Source organism: Actinomadura sp. DC4, from assembly GCF_030406325.1.
Taxonomy (GTDB): Bacteria; Actinomycetota; Actinomycetes; order Streptosporangiales; family Streptosporangiaceae; genus Actinoallomurus.
Genome location: NZ_JAUEQY010000027.1, coordinates 61,331 through 78,200, shown reverse-complemented (window position 1 = coordinate 78,200; position 16,870 = coordinate 61,331). Strand labels below are relative to the sequence as shown.

At 71.4% G+C, this 16,870-nt stretch carries 16 protein-coding genes; 5 read left to right on the top strand and 11 right to left on the bottom strand.

Features of this window, described 5'->3' with window-relative positions; genetic code table 11:
- Positions 1 to 49: 49 nt before the first annotated feature.
- From QWU11_RS35250 to QWU11_RS35240, 3 genes are all read right to left on the bottom strand, one after another.
- Positions 50 to 2,980, bottom strand: coding sequence for a M48 family metalloprotease (locus QWU11_RS35250; RefSeq protein ID WP_290118897.1), 2,931 nt, complete (start codon positions 2,978 to 2,980; stop codon positions 50 to 52).
- Positions 2,981 to 2,985: 5 nt separating this feature from the next.
- Positions 2,986 to 3,453, bottom strand: a complete 468-nt coding sequence (locus QWU11_RS35245; protein WP_290118838.1) for a hypothetical protein — start codon at positions 3,451 to 3,453, stop codon at positions 2,986 to 2,988.
- A 192-nt stretch (positions 3,454 to 3,645) separates the two neighbouring features.
- On the bottom strand, positions 3,646 to 4,539 hold the full coding sequence (locus QWU11_RS35240; RefSeq protein ID WP_290118837.1) for a helix-turn-helix transcriptional regulator: 894 nt from the start codon (positions 4,537 to 4,539) through the stop codon (positions 3,646 to 3,648).
- 187 nt (positions 4,540 to 4,726) lie between these two features.
- On the opposite strand from QWU11_RS35240, the gene QWU11_RS35235 reads away from it, so the two are divergent.
- Positions 4,727 to 5,704, top strand: coding sequence for an aldo/keto reductase (locus tag QWU11_RS35235; RefSeq protein WP_290118836.1), 978 nt, complete (start codon positions 4,727 to 4,729; stop codon positions 5,702 to 5,704).
- 4 nt (positions 5,705 to 5,708) lie between these two features.
- On the opposite strand, the gene QWU11_RS35230 is transcribed toward QWU11_RS35235, so the two are convergent.
- Both QWU11_RS35230 and QWU11_RS35225 read right to left on the bottom strand, forming a co-directional pair.
- On the bottom strand, positions 5,709 to 7,223 hold the full coding sequence (locus QWU11_RS35230) for an alpha/beta fold hydrolase (protein WP_290118835.1): 1,515 nt from the start codon (positions 7,221 to 7,223) through the stop codon (positions 5,709 to 5,711).
- Between the two features lie 15 nt (positions 7,224 to 7,238).
- A complete protein-coding gene (locus QWU11_RS35225; protein ID WP_290118834.1) occupies positions 7,239 to 8,372 on the bottom strand; it encodes a serine hydrolase domain-containing protein in 1,134 nt (377 codons plus the stop codon).
- A gap of 113 nt (positions 8,373 to 8,485) precedes the next feature.
- Between QWU11_RS35225 and QWU11_RS35220 the strand changes: the two genes are divergently transcribed.
- Positions 8,486 to 9,736 carry a sensor histidine kinase gene (locus tag QWU11_RS35220; protein ID WP_290118833.1) on the top strand — a complete coding sequence of 417 codons (1,251 nt, stop codon included), beginning with the start codon at positions 8,486 to 8,488 and terminating at the stop codon, positions 9,734 to 9,736.
- Here QWU11_RS35220 and QWU11_RS35215 read toward each other — a convergent pair.
- Together QWU11_RS35215 and QWU11_RS35210 are read right to left on the bottom strand one after the other, a co-directional pair.
- Positions 9,715 to 10,392, bottom strand: coding sequence for a response regulator transcription factor (locus QWU11_RS35215; RefSeq protein WP_290118832.1), 678 nt, complete (start codon positions 10,390 to 10,392; stop codon positions 9,715 to 9,717). The two genes, QWU11_RS35220 and QWU11_RS35215, sit on opposite strands and share 22 nt — an antisense overlap.
- Before the next feature lie 63 nt (positions 10,393 to 10,455).
- The gene (locus tag QWU11_RS35210; protein ID WP_290118831.1) at positions 10,456 to 10,974 is read right to left on the bottom strand and encodes a hypothetical protein; all 519 of its coding nucleotides are present in this window, start codon (positions 10,972 to 10,974) and stop codon (positions 10,456 to 10,458) included.
- A gap of 440 nt (positions 10,975 to 11,414) precedes the next feature.
- On the opposite strand from QWU11_RS35210, the gene QWU11_RS35205 reads away from it, so the two are divergent.
- Positions 11,415 to 12,161 (top strand): aminoglycoside phosphotransferase family protein, encoded by a 747-nt coding sequence (locus QWU11_RS35205; protein WP_290118830.1) that lies wholly within the window; start codon positions 11,415 to 11,417, stop codon positions 12,159 to 12,161.
- Between the two features lie 222 nt (positions 12,162 to 12,383).
- Here the strand turns inward: QWU11_RS35205 and QWU11_RS35200 are convergent, their stop codons facing one another.
- From QWU11_RS35200 to QWU11_RS35190, 3 genes are read right to left on the bottom strand one after another with little or no spacing between them, the layout of a single operon-like run.
- Positions 12,384 to 12,830 (bottom strand): helix-turn-helix transcriptional regulator, encoded by a 447-nt coding sequence (locus QWU11_RS35200; RefSeq protein ID WP_290118829.1) that lies wholly within the window; start codon positions 12,828 to 12,830, stop codon positions 12,384 to 12,386.
- 24 nt (positions 12,831 to 12,854) lie between these two features.
- Positions 12,855 to 13,457, bottom strand: a complete 603-nt coding sequence (locus tag QWU11_RS35195; protein ID WP_290118828.1) for a glyoxalase — start codon at positions 13,455 to 13,457, stop codon at positions 12,855 to 12,857.
- A gap of 52 nt (positions 13,458 to 13,509) precedes the next feature.
- The gene (locus QWU11_RS35190; protein WP_290118827.1) at positions 13,510 to 14,496 is read right to left on the bottom strand and encodes a sulfotransferase; all 987 of its coding nucleotides are present in this window, start codon (positions 14,494 to 14,496) and stop codon (positions 13,510 to 13,512) included.
- A gap of 151 nt (positions 14,497 to 14,647) precedes the next feature.
- Between QWU11_RS35190 and QWU11_RS35185 the strand changes: the two genes are divergently transcribed.
- Entirely contained in the window at positions 14,648 to 15,427 is a 780-nt protein-coding gene (locus QWU11_RS35185) for a class I SAM-dependent methyltransferase (protein ID WP_290118826.1), read from the top strand.
- Positions 15,428 to 15,560: 133 nt separating this feature from the next.
- Here the strand turns inward: QWU11_RS35185 and QWU11_RS35180 are convergent, their stop codons facing one another.
- On the bottom strand, positions 15,561 to 16,106 hold the full coding sequence (locus QWU11_RS35180) for a ricin-type beta-trefoil lectin domain protein (RefSeq protein WP_290118825.1): 546 nt from the start codon (positions 16,104 to 16,106) through the stop codon (positions 15,561 to 15,563).
- Positions 16,107 to 16,263: 157 nt separating this feature from the next.
- Between QWU11_RS35180 and QWU11_RS35175 the strand changes: the two genes are divergently transcribed.
- Positions 16,264 to 16,845, top strand: a complete 582-nt coding sequence (locus tag QWU11_RS35175) for an isoprenylcysteine carboxylmethyltransferase family protein (RefSeq protein ID WP_290118896.1) — start codon at positions 16,264 to 16,266, stop codon at positions 16,843 to 16,845.
- Positions 16,846 to 16,870: the final 25 nt, after the last annotated feature.

Genomic DNA, 16,870 nt, shown 5'->3' with positions numbered 1-16,870 from the left:
CGCCGCCCGAGGGTACCGGCGGGCGGTATTCGGCATCAACGGACCCTTCTCACCCGGCCTGCTGGAGATCTCTGATGATCGTGGTCAGCGCCGTGGCCGCCAGTTGCACGGAGTAGGAACGTACGGCCTCAGAGGGCGGAACGTTGAAATAGCTGTAGGTGACCTGGGCCGAGGCGAGATTGTGCCCGACGAGGACGGTGTCGGTCAGCTGGGTCGTCACCACTCGCAGAGAACCGGCATGGCCGACGACGACGAGGTCGCTTCGATCGGTGGGGTACGGCAGGGCGGGCGGACTCTTCTCGGTGAGCGAGGCTCGCATCGCGCTCACGCCGGCGGCGAGCAGGGTGAGACGCGGGCATCGGGCGGCTTCGTTGCGCAGGAAACCCAGGTCGCCCATCGGCGTCCCGTACGAGGTGAGATCGACTTTCAGTTCGATCCCGTCGCTGGTGGTGCCTCGAGCGGGAAAGGTGTACGTACGGGTGACGTCGGCGTTACGCGGGCGGGCCTTCTCGGCGGCGTCATCGCGGTCGAAGAGATCCTGGCAGGTGGTGGGCCGTATCTTCTGCCGGCCGCCTTCGTCGTTCTTGACGAGCTTTCGTCCTGGGGGCAGGAGTCCCGCGATGTTCGCGACCGCTCTGGCGGCGGCGGTGCCGCTCAGCGCCCTGCCCGGGTCGGCGGTCCGGCCCGTGCCCGGCGTGGCCTGCGCGGGAAGGGTCGAGTCCGGTGGACCCGGTGGGCCCGGTGTCGCCTGGGCGGCCACCGAACTGCTGCGACTGTAGTCGTGCGGGGCGACCGTCAGCGGCGATACGGCTCCGCTGACGACGATGACGGCCACTGCTCCGGTGAAGACGGCGGTGCCGAGGATGGCGCTCACGTTTCCCAGCGGCGGGCGACGGCGATCGATGAGCGCCGCTGCGCCGAGCAGCCACGGCAGGGTCACGACGAGGGCGACGAGCAGCAGCCACACCGGCATGCGCAGTGACCTCTCGAACGTGGGGAGGTTGCGGCCGTACCTCAGGGCGGCCGTGTAACCGAACTGCACGAGGCCCGCGAGGATCGCGGTGACGAACCCGGCGGTCAGCGCGGCCGGCAGCCGCGACAGCGGCCGGGCACCGCCGGGGCTTTCCGTACCGGAGCGCCCGGTCAGCAACGCGGCGGCGACGACCGTCCATCCCGCCAGGGCACAGATCCAAAGCCGCTGGTAGAACAGCAGGTACAGAGTGTCCGGCGGCCGATCGGCGGCTATTCGTAACTGCCAGGACAGGCCGGCGGCCAGGCCGCCGACGACCGCGGCCGGTGCCATCAGCGGCCAGCAGGCCCGAGGGAGCATTCCGCTCACCCGCGTGCCGGGCGTACGGGCGGCGAGCAGGAAGCCGATGAGCAGGAGCAGCGGGACGAAGCGCCAGACGCGGACATCGCCCTGCCCCATGAGCAGCGTCCGGTCGAGGGCCCCGTTTCCCGACCGCGCATGGCCCTGCAGGACGTTGGTCGCCACGTTCAGCGCGGTGGCCAGGGCGATCGCGGCCGTGGCGACCACGGCGACGAGCGTCCGCGGCCGGCCGGTGCCGACCAGGTTCGAGACGAGTCCCGCGACGAGCGTTCCCACTCCGGCCATGACGACCGCCAGCAGCAGACACAGCACCAGAAGGGGGCCGGAGGATCGGTCCGCGCCCACCGCCGTCGACGCGCCGGGGATCTGGAGGCGGTATCCCAGCGGCAGGCCCAGGGCCATCCCGGCCACCGGCCCCCACCAGGTCGGCGGCGATCCGGTACGGGAGGCGGCCTCCGCCCGCCGGGTCCACGCCGGGACGACCACGCAGGCCCACAGCAGGCTCGCGGCGGCGAAGGCCAGCTCCCCGGGCAGCTGCGGGTCACCCCAGACGACGCCGAAGAAGTTGACCAGCGCCAGGTAGACGCCCTGGAAGGTGAACATGGCGATCACGCTGGTCGCGGCCGTGACGGCGAAGCCCCCCTCCCATCGGTCCAGCGAAGCGGGGTCGGCGCCGGCCCGGGTTCCGGCGGCCGGGTGCGACGCCGTCAGCCGCCGCACGTACCGCGTGAGGCGAGCGACGGGTGCGGCCTCGGGGCCGAGCGCGGCCCGCAGCGCGCCGGGGTCTCCCAGCACCTCGACGGCGTACCGGTCGGCGGCCAGTTCGCGGCGGCGCAGGAGCGCCGCCCGCAGGACCAGCACCGCCACCGACAACGCCGCGGACAGCCACAGCGACGCGCTGTAGTGCGACGGCAGCAACGGCCGGTCGAACGTCGAGCCGACCGCCAGGAGCAGCGCCGGGATGTTCAGCCAACCGGCCCACCACACCCATGAGGCCCACAGCAGGTCGCGGGACCGGACATGAGCCAACTCGTGGAGGACGGCCACGTCGAACATCGCCGGCTCGGTGTGGACGTAGCTGACCGGCACCACCACCAGCGGCCGCGCCAGCGGAAGCCCGGTCGTGAACGCCTGCCGGGTGCCGGACGCGGTCAGCAGCAGCCGGGGCCGCCGCCGGCCGTTCAGCCGCCAGACCGCGCACCAGGCGTTGAACCGGGTGACCGCCGCCTCGGCCCGGGCCTCGGTGGCGGGCGACGCGGTGAACCTGTCACGGCGAAGCGACCACCTGACGCCGAAACCGCCCCCGAGCATGAGCGCCCACGCCGCCACCAGCATCACACCGGCCCCGATGAGCATCGCCACGCCGTGCCGCCGGCCGAACGGATCGACGCACGCCGCGAACTGCGCTCCCACCTTCGCCGACACGTGGCTCGTACCGTCGAAGTTCGTCAGGCCGTGCCGGGCCAGGCAGGTCACCACGGTGGAGTTCTCACCGAGGTTGTGCGTGTCGAACAATGCCTGGGCCGCACCGGCTCCCATTCCGGCCAGCGCGAAGACGACCAGCAGGTACATCCACCACAGATTCCGGGACCGGGGCGTCGCCGACGCGTCGAAGGCCGGCAGACGATCCCATTCGGCGGAGCCGTCCATGTTCGTCACCGCTCCTGCCCGGACGCGGCCATCACCAGAACGCCGTGAACGGCGTCGGCCAAGAGAGTGGCCTCGGCCTCGGACAGGCCCAATGTCATGCCGTGAGAAATGCAGATTGACCGGAATGCAGCGATCTGGCCGGCGTCGAGCGCCACGCGCACCTGCGGGAGCGGAGGAACGTCGCGGCGCCGGCGTCGCCATCGACGGGTGGCCACCGCCGTCCCCAGCACCTGCGCGAGGGTTCCGCTCAGCAGCGGATAGATGACCTCGCTCGTGACGACGTGCTCGAACCCGGACCCGACCGACCCGCCCAGCCAGCCGTGGCGCCGGCGGCCGGGAACCCTGCCATCGGCCCACTGGGCGGTCACCTCTGCGAACAGATCCAGCTGTTCGGGAGCGGTCTTTTCAACGACCTTCCGGGCCAGATCCCCCAAAAGGATCACAACTCGCCCGGAATGAGAGCGTTCCACCATTTAATTCCACCCGTCCTACAAGCGATCACCGTCCAGCCGAAAAAGGCTTACGGAAATCGCTACCCCGTAAAAATCTCCCCGTAAGGATCGTTACAGGAAATACCTCAAGACGCACGGACACGGTGTGAATTGCTACTGTTACCGACCGCATTCGGACTCGCTCTGTGGCATCCGCCACTCACGGCACAGGCGTCAGAGTCGTTCGGACGTGGGTTGTTCCGCTCGTGCGGGTGCGCTGAGGTCGAGCAGGACCATCGCGTCGTGGTCGGGGGTGCCCGGCTGGGCGTGGTAGGCGCTGAGGCGGTGGCCCGGGGTGCCTTCGAGGAGCATGCCCTGGAAGCCGAGGGTCATGTCGCCGACGTCGGGATGGTGGAAGGCCTTGGTCGCCGACAGGTGCGGCCGTACGTCATAGCGTTCCCAGAGCTTGGCGAACTCGGGGCTCTTCACAAGGAGCTCGCCGGCGAGGGCCGCGAGGTCGGGAGCGTCGGGATCGGTGCCGGCGAGGGCTCGCAGCCGTGCGACGCAGCCGCGTACCTGGCTCGACCACGCCTTGCCGAACAGGGCGCCGGCGGCGGGGTGGAGGAACACGTACCGGGCGACGTTGCGCTGCCTGGCGGGCCAGTCCTCCATCCCGGCGTACAGGCGCAGGCCGGCGGGGTTGGCGGCCAAGACGTCCATGGTGCGGCTGAGGACCAGCGCGGGGTGCGGCCGCAGGCCCTCCAGCAGTAGTTTCACGCCCGGTTTGACCGTACGGCTCGGCGCGGCCGGCGGGTCGGGAAGGTGGCGGGCGGCGCGTACGGACAGCTCCAGCAGGTGCTCGTGTTCGGCCTGGTCGAGCCGCAGCGCGCGGGCGAGGGCGTCGACGACCGCCGGGCTCGGATGGTTCTCGCGTCCGCGTTCGAGCCGGGTGTAGTAGTCGACGCTGACTCCGGCGAGGGTGGCGAGCTCCTCGCGGCGCAGGCCCGGCGTACGACGCAGCCCGGGGCCGATCGTGAGGCCGACCTGGTCCGGGGTGACCTCCTCACGGCGGGCCCGCAGGAACCGCCCGAGCTCGGTCCCGCCGCCGGAGTTCTGTTCACCTGCCATGCCCCCCAGTCTTACACCGCGTCCGTACGGGCACGGCCGGCGTGAGGGGCCCTGTCACACCCTGGAACGACCCGGTCTGTCACCGGCCGTACCCGACGGGCAGTGTGGGTCTCAGTGGGACGACCGACGGGAAACGGGGACGTTCGATGCGTGCGACCTTGACCCACCCTACGAACGGAGAACAGCGATGAAGCACGCCAAGCTCGGCAGTCTGGACGTCGGCCGTATCGGCCTGGGCACGATGGGGATGAGCTTCGCCTACAGCGGCGCCGGCAGCGACGACGCCGAGTCGATCCGCACCATCCACCGGGCGCTCGATCTGGGCGTCACCCTGATCGACACCGCCGAGGTGTACGGCCCGTACACCAACGAGGAGCTGGTCGGACGCGCCCTCCAGGGACGCCGCGACCAGGTCGTGCTCGCCACGAAGTTCGGCATGATCTCCCACACCGGCCGCGGTCCCGGAAGCCTCGACGGCAGTCCCGCCAGTGTCCGGGCCGCCGTCGAGGGATCGCTGCGCCGCCTCGGCACCGACCATATCGACCTGTACTACCAGCACCGCGTCGACCCCGGCACCCCCGTCGAGGACACCGTCGGCGCCCTGGCGGACCTCGTCGCCGAGGGCAAGATCGGGCACATCGGCCTGTCGGAGGCCGGGGCGAGGACCATCCGGCGCGCGCACGCGGTGCATCCGGTCACCGCGCTGCAGTCGGAGTACTCCCTGTGGACCCGCGATTCCGAGCCCGAGGTGCTGCCGGTGCTGCGCGAGCTCGGCATCGGCTTCGTGGCCTACTCCCCGCTGGGCCGCGGCTTCCTCACCGGGACCATCAGCTCCACCGAGCAGTTCGACGCCGACGACTCCCGCCACAACAACCCTCGGTTCACCGGCGAGAACTTCCAGCACAACCTGCGCAGCGCCGAGGAGGTCACGGCGATCGCCGCCGAGATCGGCGCGACGCCCGCGCAGGTCGCCCTCGCCTGGCTGCTCACCCGCGGGGACGACATCGTCCCGATCCCCGGCACCAAGCGCGTCTCCCGCCTGGAGGAGAACGCCGCCGCCGACGCGGTCGAGCTCACCGCCGCCCAGGTCGCCCGGCTGGACGACCTGACACCGGCCGCGGGCGACCACCACAACGAGGCCCAGATGCGGATGATCGAGCGCTGACACGTCAGTGACAGACCGCGGCGCGGAGCGCGCCGGTGCGCAGGTACGCGTTGACGGCGTCGTTCACGCAGGCGTTGTCATAGCGCGGGTACACCGCGTGGATGCGCGCTCCGCTCAGGGTCAACAGCCGGGAGCCGGTCATCATCCGGTTCAGCGCCCGGGCGCCCGGATAGATCGTGCGGGTGTCGCCGGTCGAGGCCACGATCAGCGCCGGAACGTCGTTGTGCACCGTCGTCGGCCGTTCCCGCGGCACCGGCCAGAAGGCGCACGGGCTGATGTCGTTCAGCAGGGGGCCCATGACGGGCTCGTGCACGCGGCTGCGCTCGATCCGCCTCCAGTAGACCTCGGGGTCGCGGTCGACGGCGCGGTCGCCGCACAGCACGGCGGCCTGTGAGCCGCCCACCGCCGAGGACGCCGCGGTCGCCACGAAGTCCAGCGTGTCCCGGAGGGCGGGAGTGGGCGTGACCTCGGCGCCGCCGGCGGCCCGCGCGAGCACGCTCACGTCGGCGGCGAGGGACCCGGCGGCCTCGTCACGGTCGTCGTCGAGGCCGTTGAACAGCACGAACGGCACCACGTGCTCGTCGACCGTACGGGCGCCGACCCGCAGGGGGCGCTTCGCCGCGGTCCGTACGATGCCGTCCACGGTGGCCAGGACGGCGCGCCGCGTCGCGCCGAGGTGGTAGTCGGCGTCGCGGCGGGCGGTCCAGGCCGCCCAGTCGCGCAGCGCGGTCTCGTTCGCCGGCGCCGCGTTCGCGAGCATGTCCTCGGCACCGTACGTGCGCGGGTCCACGGCGCTGTCGAGTACGACCCGGTCCGCGGCGCGCGGGAAGAGCTGGGTGTAGACGGCACCGAGGTACGTGCCGTACGACCCTCCCCAGTACGACAGCCTGCGTTCGCCGAGCGCGCCGCGTACGACGTCCATGTCGCGCGCGGTGTTGCGCGTGCTGACGTACGGCAGCAGGCCGTGCCGGGTCCGCGCGCACCGCGTCGCCAGGTCGCGCTCGAGCGCGACCACCTTGTCGAACCCGGTCCGGTCGAGCCCGGCGGACCGGATGAAGGTGCCGGTCGGCCAGCCGCAGTCCACCGGGGTGCTGCGCCCGCTCGACCGCGGGTCCATGCCGATCAGGTCGTACCGCGGGCCGACGTCCTTCATGAGCGTGCGGAAGTCGGGCGGCAGGTCGATCGAGCCGCCGCCGGGACCGCCGCCGTTGAGGAGCATCGCGCCGATCCGGTGGGCGGTGTCGGTGGCCTTGAGGCGCGAGATCGTCAGCGTGATGGAGCGGCCGCCCGGCCGGGCGTAGTCCAGCGGCACGCGGACCTCCGCGCACCGTACGCCCGCCTTGTCGAGGCCCGTGCCCAGGTCGTCGCCCGGCCCCTGGGCGCACTGGTGCCAGGCGACGGTCTGGTGGTAGTAGCGGGAGAGGGCCGTACGGGAGGCCCCGGAGGTGGCCGCGAGACTGCCCGCGGCGGCCAGCACCACGGCCAGGACCGTCGTCGGGACGGGCCGGAACTTGATCATGAGTATCCCCACTCTTCAGCGGCCCTCGCACAGCGCGGTCCGGACCGCGTCGTGCAGGGCGAGGAACGCCTGCTCGGAGTCGATGTTCTGGTTGAGGACGAGCTGCACACGCCGCCCGCCGGGGGCGATCCCGCCGGCGGTGTCGAACCCGGGCACGGTCCCGCCGTGTCCCCAGTACCGGCCGCCGCACGTGAGCGGGGTGGAGATCAGTCCGAGGCCGTACCGCGCGCCCTCCCAGAGGCGGTCCGGGTCGGCGGGCACCGTCGTGGTCATCTGGGCGAGCCGGTCCGGCGGCAGTAGCCGGCCGCCCAGCAGCGCGGCGAAGAAGCGGTTCTCGTCGGTGAGGCTCGACACCAGCGCGCCGCCGGCGCCGCCGAAGGACATGTCGAAGTCGGTGACGTCGTTCCGGCCGTCGTCGCCCGCCTCGTATCCGCGCGGGTGCGGCCCCTCGATATGGGGCGAGTCGCCGGGCCAGTAGGTGTCGTGCAGGCCCAGCGGCACGATGATCCGCCGGGTGATCTCCGTCGTAGGATCGTGGCCGGTGACCTTCTTGATGATCATCCCGGCGATGACGAAGTTGGTCGTCGAATAGGTCCAGCGCCGGTCCGGACGCGGCAGGGCGAGGGCCATCGCGACCTCCTCACGCGCCGAGAAGTGCCGGAACCGCCAGCGGTCGACGTGGTCCCAGTCGAGCGCGGCGACGTGGTCGGGAAGGCCGCTGGTGTGCTGGAGGAGTTCGCGTACGGTGATCTTCCGGCCGTCGTAGCCGTTCGAGCGGACCAGGCCGGGCAGGTAGTGCGCGACGCTCGCGTCGAGTGCGAGCCGGTGTTCGGCCGCGAGCTGGAGGACCACCGTCGCGGTGAACGTCTTGGTGGTGCTGCCGATCCGGACGCGCTCGCCGGCGCGCATCGGCCGGCCGGTGCCGACGTCCGCGAGCCCGCTGGTCCCCGTCCACCGCCCGCAGGCCGGATCGTCGACCTCCGCGGCCGCTCCGGCCATGCCGTACGTGCCGGTCAGCCCGTCCAGGGCCCGTTGAAGCCCCGCGTGCCCGCACCGGTCCGGCGCCGCGCCGGCGCCGGCGGGCGTGACCGCCCCCAGTGCCACCGCCGCCGCGACCAGCGTCAGGCCGCGTCTTCCACGTTCTCTCATGGGACGAGAGCAGACCACGCACGTGCCGCTCCGGTCGCTGGCGCAGCCTCCAGAGTCGGGACTAGTGCCAGGGCTAGTTCGCGCGGCGCGCGGCGCGAGTAGTGTTCCGGGGCGTGTCATCCGTCGAACGACCCTCGTGGCCGGTCACGACGGGTAACCCGGTCCGTTTCCTCGCCTCGGCCCGGCCCTGGCGCTCACTCGCCTATCTGCTCAGCGGGTCGGTCGTCGGCCTGGCGTGCATGATCGCGATGGCGCTGGTCTGCCTGCCGATGCCGCCGGCCGTGGTCCTGCTCGCGGTCCCGGTCGCCGAGGTCGAGCGTTCGCGGCTGCGGTTGGTCGATCCGGTCCCGGTCCTCGGAGCGCATCGCGCGGTTCCCGCGGCCGGGCCCTCCGCGTGGGCGCGTACCCGGCTGGGCGAGCGGGCGACCTGGCGGGAGTTCGCCTACACCCTGCTGCTGTCGTTCGTGCTGTGGCCGCTCGGCCTTCTCGTGGCCGCCGGTGTCCCGATCCTGGCCGGCGGCCTGCTCTTCGCGGCGGGTGCCTCCCTCGTCTACCCCCGTACGACGGTCGCCCTGCTGGTGTTCTCCCTGTCCGGGCCGGCCGCGACCGTGGCCGCGGTGCTCCTCGCCCTGTTCATGACGGTCCTCGGCGCCTATCTGACGACGTTCGTCGCGATCGGGCACGCCGCACTGGCCCGTACGCTGATGGGCGGCCGGGAGGAGCAGCTGGAGGCCCAGGTCACCGAGATCGCGCGCTCACGCCGGCGGCTGGCCGACGCCTTCGAGGCCGAACGCCGGCGGATCGAACGTGACCTGCACGACGGCGCCCAGCAGCGCCTGACCTCCCTCGCCATCAAGCTCGGGACCGCCCGCCTGGAACTTCGCGGTACGGGCGCCGCCCTGATCGACGAGGCGTACGAGGACGCCCGGCAGGCACTCGCCGAGCTCCGCGAGATCGTGCACGGGATCCACCCACCGCTGCTCACCGACCGCGGCCTGCCGCCCGCGCTCGCCGAACTGGCCCGCCGGTCGGCGGCACCGGCGCGAGTCGACGTGGAGCTGCCCGGACGGCTGCCGCCGACCGTCGAGAGCACCGCCTACTTCGTCGTCAGCGAGGCGCTCACCAACGTGGTCAGGCACGCGCGCGCCGGCTCGGTGGCGATCCGCGGCCGCCTCGCGGACGGCGTGCTGACCATCGAGGTCACCGACAACGGTGTCGGCGGGGCGAGCGTACGGACCGGCGGCGGCCTCCAGGGCCTCATCGACCGCGCCGCCGTGGTGGACGGCGTGCTCGCCGTGACCAGCCCCCTCGGCGGACCGACCGTCCTCCGCCTGTCCGTCCCTCAGGTGGAGTGCCGCAGGTAGGCCAGGACCGCCATCACGCGGCGGTGCCCGTCCTGCTCCGGCGGTAGATCGAGCTTGACCAGGATGTTGGCGATGTGCTTGCTCACCGCGGCATCAGTGATCACGAGCAGCCGGCCGATCGCGGCGTTCGACCGCCCCTCCGCGATGAGCCCGAGCACCTGTTTCTCGCGCGGCGTCAGCCGCCGGACCGGGTCGGCCCGGTCCCGCAGCAACTGGCTGATGACCTCGGGATCGACGACCGTCTCGCCGCCGAGTATCCGGCGCAGCGCGTCGAGGAACTCCTCGACGTCGCCGATCCGGTCCTTGAGGAGGTAGCCGACGCCGGCCGTACCGCCTGAGTCGAGAAGCTCGGCCGCGTAGGTCCTCTCGACGTACTGGCTCAGCGCCAGCACGGCGAGCCCGGGGTGGCGTGCCCGCAGCGCGACGGCCGCCCGTAACCCCTCGTCCGTGAAGGTCGGCGGCATGCGGACGTCGGTGATCACGAGGTCCGGTGCGTGCCGGTCCACCGCCGCGACCAGGGCGTCCGCGTCGTCGACCGACGCGACGAGCCGGTAGCCGAAGCGTTCGAGAAGCCCGCCCAGCCCCTCGCGCAGCAGCGCGGCGTCCTCGGCGAGCACGGTCGTCACAGGACGCAAGCCTTCTCCCCACGTACTCATGGCGGGTTCCATCATGGCAGCGTGCCCGCCGCCGAGGTGCCGGCGGCGGGCACGGCCGGAACGTCAGTGGGTGCAGGAGATCTGGAAGACCTCCCAGGAGCCCACCGCCGTCGCGTCGGTGTGGAGGGCGTCGGTGGTACGGCCTCCTCCGCCCACGGCGGTCAGGAAGTGACCGTCGATCGTCTGGATGGTGTCCGGGTGGCTGAACGAACGGAACTCCTCCCACGTCGACAGGGTGGTCGCGTCCGCGTGAATCGCGTCCGTGTTACGCCCGCCCCCGCCCACGGCGGTGAGGAAATGCCCGTTGCTGGTCCGGAACCCAAAGTGGATGTTGTCCCCCGCCGGGACGAGCGTGAACTGCTCGAACGCCCCGGCGGTCGTCGCGGTCGTACGGACCCCGTCCGTCCCGTGGCCGCCGCCGTCGACCGCCGTCAGGAAGTTGCCGTTGGTGGTCCTGAACGTGCAGACCGCCGGGATACCGGCCGCGTGAGCCGGGCTCACCCAGATCACGGCCGGCGCGGTCAACGCGACGACTCCGACACCGGCGGCTGCGATCCGCTCGAGCCTGTTCTTGATGCCCATACTGCTTCTCCTCATCCCAGACGCCACGAAGGGCACTCACGCCCCTCGAGAAGTAAGGCGTTCCAGGCCGTTCCGCCCCGTTCCGCTCGTCTTCAGGCCGGGCTGTCGCGGGCCAGGCTCAGGTAGTCGGCCGGCTCCCGCCATTCGCCGGCCACGGCGGGAGGCTCCCCGGACATCGCGGACGGGTCGTCACGCCAGGCATCGCGACCCCGGGCGGCGATACCGTTTGGCCGGCGTCCGGGTGGCGGCGCAGGACGTGCTCGCTCTCCGGGCCGGTCCCGCCGATCGCCCGCAACGCCTCCAGCAGCAGCGCGGCCGTCGACTTCCGGTCGCTCGGCGCAACGATGCGTCCTCACGCCGCGTGAGGATCAAGCCCGGCGGCGTGCCGACATCCGCTAAATCCGGCGACATCGGCGGCCGTCCCCGCCAGGATGGCCGGTATGGAAGGGGTCGAGGTCGTCGTCGCCCACAGCCAGCGCGCGACGCTGCGCGTCGGCGACGTGTTCCTGAAGGTCGACGGCGATCCCGCGCACGCCGACGTCGAGGTGCGGGCCATGGCCATGGCGCCGATACCGACGCCGGCGATCCTCTGGCGCGAGCCGCCCGTGCTCGCGATCGCCGCCGTGCCCGGCAAGGCGCTCGGCCTCCTCGGCGAGCCGTCGGCCGCGTCGCCGGCGGCGTGGGCCGCGGCGGGCGCCGCCGTACGGAGGCTGCACGATGCGCCGTTGCCGCCGTGGCCGGGGCCCAGGCTCGCCGACGTGGCGGCGGAGCTCGACGGCGAGTGCGCGTGGCTGCTCGCCAACGCCGTCCTGCCCGCCGAGGTGATCCGGCGCAACCGCGAGCTCGCCGAGGCCGCGCTCCGGCCGTGGGAACCGGTGTTCACGCACGGCGATCTGCAGATCACCCATGTGTTCGTCGACGGCGACGAGGTCACCGGCGTCATCGACTGGTCCGAGGCCGCCCCCGGCGACGCCATGTTCGACCTCGCCACCTTGACGCTCGGGCACGAGGAACGCCTGGACGACCTGCTCGCCGGCTACGGCGCCGGCGCGGACCGGGAGGTGATCCGCGGCTGGTGGTCACTGCGCAGCCTGGTGGCGTCGCGCTGGCTGATCGAGCACGGCTTCGATCCGGACGCGCCGGGGTGCGAATTCGACGTGCTCAGATCCCGGATGCGGGAACCCTAGTGCGGGATCGGCCGCCGTTCGCGCCGTGACACTCCCGCGCGAACGGGCCGTACGCCGGTCCGCGGAAGGCGTAGACCGTCGAGTCCAGGCCCTGCGCGTCGAGCCGGCGTACGTTCGGGCAAGTACCCGTCGTGGCCCCTCGTCGACGGGGTGATCGCGGCCAGGGCCGCGAACAGAGGCGGCTCGTGCAACGACGTCACGCCGGACGACTCTGGACACCGGTCAGGCCGGCTGGGGCTCCCGGTTCCTGACCGGCCGGGTCACCTGCTTCGCCACGCACGGCGGCATCCCCTCCGTCGCGGCCGCCTCGCGCCGGTACACGCTCGGTGGCACGCCGACCAGTTCGGTGAACCGGGTGCTGAACGTGCCCAGCGACGAGCAGCCCACCGTGAAGCACACCTCCGTCACGGTCAGGTCGCCGCGGCGCAGCAGCGCCATCGCGCGCTCGATACGCCGCGTCATCAGATAACCGTACGGCGCCTCCCCGTACGCCAGCCGGAACTGGCGGCTGAGGTGCCCCGCCGACATGTGCGCGTCACGGGCCAGCGCCTCCACGTCGAGCGGCTGGGCGTACTCCCGGTCGATGCGGTCCCGTACGCGACGCAGCCGCGCGAGGTCGTCCCGGCGCTGCGCCGCGGTCAGCGCGCGTGCCCACGAGGGGTGACACATGACAGACGTCCTCTCGTCGGCGTTTCAAACTGATTCCCACGCGAACCCGTCCGGATCGGTGAACGACCCCGCGTCGCCGCCGATCGTCAGCCGGTGCGAACCGGTGCCCTCGGGAGGGACACCCGCGTCCTTGGCCAGGGCGCGGCGCCCGTACAGGCCCAGCTTGACCGGGCTCGACGGCATGGCGAAGTCGACGTACTTGCGTCCGAAGCTCTTCCCCACGGTGAGGCCGTGCTCCACGTAGAACCGCTTGCTCGCGGCCACGTCCTCGACCCCCAGCAGCAGCACGATCTGGTCGATCTCACGGGTGGCCGGGCCGGTGTCCTTCTTCGCCGAGGTCGCGACCTTCCAGATCGTCCCGTCCGGGGCCTGTACGACGCCGCCGTACCCCCAGAACGACTTCGTGGCCGGCTTCAGCGTCGACGCGCCGGCGTCCACGGCGGCGCCGACGAGCGCGTCGACGGTGGACGGCCGCGACACCGTGAGCGACAGCGTGAAACCGCGGAAACCGGTCGTGGGTACGTCCGACGCCCGCAGGCGCACCTCGGGACCGAGTCCGAAGGCGGAGGAGTGGAAACCGGTGCTGGGGTCGGTCACCTCAAGGGCGACGGATTCGATGGAAGCCATGGTCATGACGCTAATCGCGGGCCCGTGGCCCCGCTTCTCGATTCCTGACCGATCAGCCGGTGAGGCGCGCGGTCACGTCGGAGGGCTCGGTGCGGCGGCGTACGAGATCGAGGATCTCGCGCTTGCGGGTGGCGAGCCGGCGATGCGCGGCGACGCGCCGGTAGCGGGCGTGGTCGCCGCGTTCGGGCCGGCCGGTGCCGGAGATCTCATAGCCGTGCTCGCGCAGCAGGTCACCCGCGACCGACTCGCACAGCGCGATCTCGGCGGGCGTCAGCCGCGTGCGCCAGGTGCCGGAGCGGGCGGTCGTGATCTCGTCGTGGGTGCGCTGGTGCCAGACCTTGCGGCCGGGTACGGCTACGGCGGCGATCTGCTCGGGCTCGCACATGGCCGGGTCGAAGTCCTCGCCGAGGAACGCGCAGAGCGACTTCAGCTCGGTGCCCGGGTCGCCGATGAGCCGCTCGTAGTACATGCGGTGGTAGGCGCCGGGGCCGAGCGTCTTGGCCGCCCGCTCCCCCGCCTCGATCGACTCCACCCAGGTCGAGAGGGCATGAAAGGCGTCCTGTTTGTACCAGTCCATCTCCTTCAGCGACGCGACGCAGTCCCGCCCGTCGCGGACGAGCTGGACCACCTGGGCGTCGGGGAACATGCGCAGCAGGGCCGGAATCCGCTGGAAATAGCCGGGCCGCTTGTCTCCCCAGCGGGGCTTGCCGAACCTCGCGGCGTACGCGCGCAGCACGATCGCCAGGGCCGAGCCGAGTGTCGGCGGCCCGGCGACGATCTCCTGGACCACCTTTTCACCGTCGAGCCCGAGGTCGCCGAAGCGCGTCTTCTTCCGGTCGACGATCCAGCGGGCGAGCGCCAGGCGGTTGGCCTCCTCGGCGAGATCGCCGAAGTCGCACCGGGCGTCGTACGCGGCCATGAGAAAGCGCGTTTCGGGCGGAATCGCGATCCTCGGGTGGGCGTGCAGCATGAGCTGCAGCATGGTCGTACCAGACCGAGGACAGCCGACCACGAAGATGGGACGTTCCGGCGCATTCATTTGCTCTACGTTAAGGATCGGACCTGAAACTTGGATGAGAATTTACGAAGAATCTCTTGTTCAAGCCGCCTCGAATATGAAGGCTCGCTGAAATGGGCAATTTCCGACTAGGCATATCGGAAATAGCGTTTTTATAGGGAAATGGAGACATGTGAAACGCGAGATCCTGCGCGCGGGGTTCGACACGGCGGCGGAGGACTACGAGCGCACCAGGCCGGTCTGCCCGCCCTCTCTGTTCGACGACCTGGTCGAGCGGGCCGGGCTCCGGGCGGGTGACCGGGTGATCGAGATCGGCTGCGGTACCGGGCAGGCGACCGTGCCGCTCGCCGAGCGCGGGCTGGCCGTGACCGCCGTCGAGCTGGGCGCCGGCCTGGCGGCGATCGCCCGCGAACGGCTGGCCGCGTTCCCCGCCGCCGAGGTGGTGACCTGCGCGTTCGAGGACTGGTCACCGCCGGACACGCCGGCCGCCGCGGTGGTGGCGGTCAACTCCCTGCACTGGGTCGACCCGCGGCTCCGTTACTCCCGGCCCGCCGAGCTGCTGCGGCCCGGGGGCGCCATGGCCGTGGCCGGCTGCTTCTGGGCACGCCCCGCCGGCGCCGAACCCTTCTGGACGGACGTGCAGGAGGACTACCGGGCCGTGGGGTTCGAGGGCGACCCGCCGCCTCCTCCCGAGGGGATCGGCCCGTGGCACTTCCCGCCCGAGGCCGGGGGCCTCTTCGAGGAGGTGGCGAGCCTGCGCTACCCCTTTCAGGTGCCCTACAGCGCCGATGACTACCTCACCAACCTGGCGACGCAGTCGGGCACCCAGGCGCTCGGTGAGGAGCGGCGAACCGAGTTCCTCACCCGCGTACGGCACCGGCTGGAGTCCCTCGGCCACCCCCGCCTGACCGCGACCTTCGTCGGCTACCTGACCGTCGGACGCCGGAGATGACCAGGGCAGGGACAGGGCTCCATGTCGATGATGGGGGAGGCGCCGATGCCCGGCAACCGACGGCTACCGGGCATCGGCGGTGTCTCCGGTCACCGCTCCGTCCCAGGCGGGATCGACAGAGACGAGAGACCGGTCAAGCCAGGGTGTCGGCGACCTTGATCGCGCCTCGGTCGATGACGAACGTCTGATTGGGATGCCCGGCGGTCGCGCACTGCCAGATCTTGGCCGGCTCGCCGTTGGCGCGACGGTGGCCGACGTCCAGGCACATCTCTCTGTGAGTGCCGACGGTTTCGGCGACCTTGATCGCGCCCCGGTCGATGACGAACGTCTGATTGGGATGCCCGGCCGTGGCGCACTGCCAGATCTTGGCCCGCTCACCGTTGGCGCGGGCGTGACCGACGTCCAGGCACATCTCTCTGTGAGTGCCGACGGTTTCGGCGACCTTGATCGCGCCCCGGTCGATCACGAACGTCTGATTGGGATGCCCGGCGGTCGCGCACTGCCAGATCTTGGCCGGCTCACCGTTCGTGCGGCCGTGACCGACGTCCAGGCACATGGCCGGTCCGGCGGCGTGGGCGGTGTTGATCAGGGCCAGGGGTGCGGCGGCGGCGAGAAGGGTGCCCAGCGCCAGGCCGGTCACCTTGAGAATGAAACGACCGGCGTGTTCTTGCGTGGTCATGACCATCTCCAGGGGGTTGTGTCACTACAACATTCCAACACGGAATGTAGTCATTCGATTACACTACGTCAACAGTCTGGATCTGGTGCGATGCCCCGGCCATCAGGCGAACGGGTTGCCCGCGGTGGCACGCGTGGATGACACTGGCGTCGTGCCGATGCCGTACGAAGAGCTGTCGAGTCCGGCGCGCGTCGTCTTCCTCGTCAGTGTCGGCGCCTTCCTGGCCGGCGAACTCGTGCAGGCTGTCCGGTCACGTCACGGTGCGACGCGCGTCAATCTGCGGGCGGAGATCGTGTTCAGGGCGTTGTTCTTCGCCGGGATCCTGCTGCTGCCCCTCGGCCGGGCCGTCGCTCCGACCGCGGTCATCGGTGGTGGTGTATTCCTGTTCGGGCTCGGGGTGGCGGTCGGGTGGCTCGGCCTGCTGCTGCGCTGGTGGTCGTTCGCGAGCCTGGGGAAGTACTTCACCGTCGTACTCGAGACCAGTGAAGACCAGCCCGTCGTGACCCGCGGCCCCTATCGGGTCCTGCGGCACCCGAGCTACACCGGTCTCCTACTCGCCTTCGCCGGCGCTGGCCTGATGGTGGGAAACTGGCTCAGCGCCGCCGGCGCGGTCGTCCTGGTACTGATCGCCCTGATCCACCGTCTGCGGATCGAGGAGCACGCACTGACCGCCGCCCTTGGCGACCGATACCGCGAGTTCGCAGCAGGCCGCGCTCGGCTCCTCCCCCACGTTTGGTGAGCCGGACCCGAAGCGAACAGGGCAG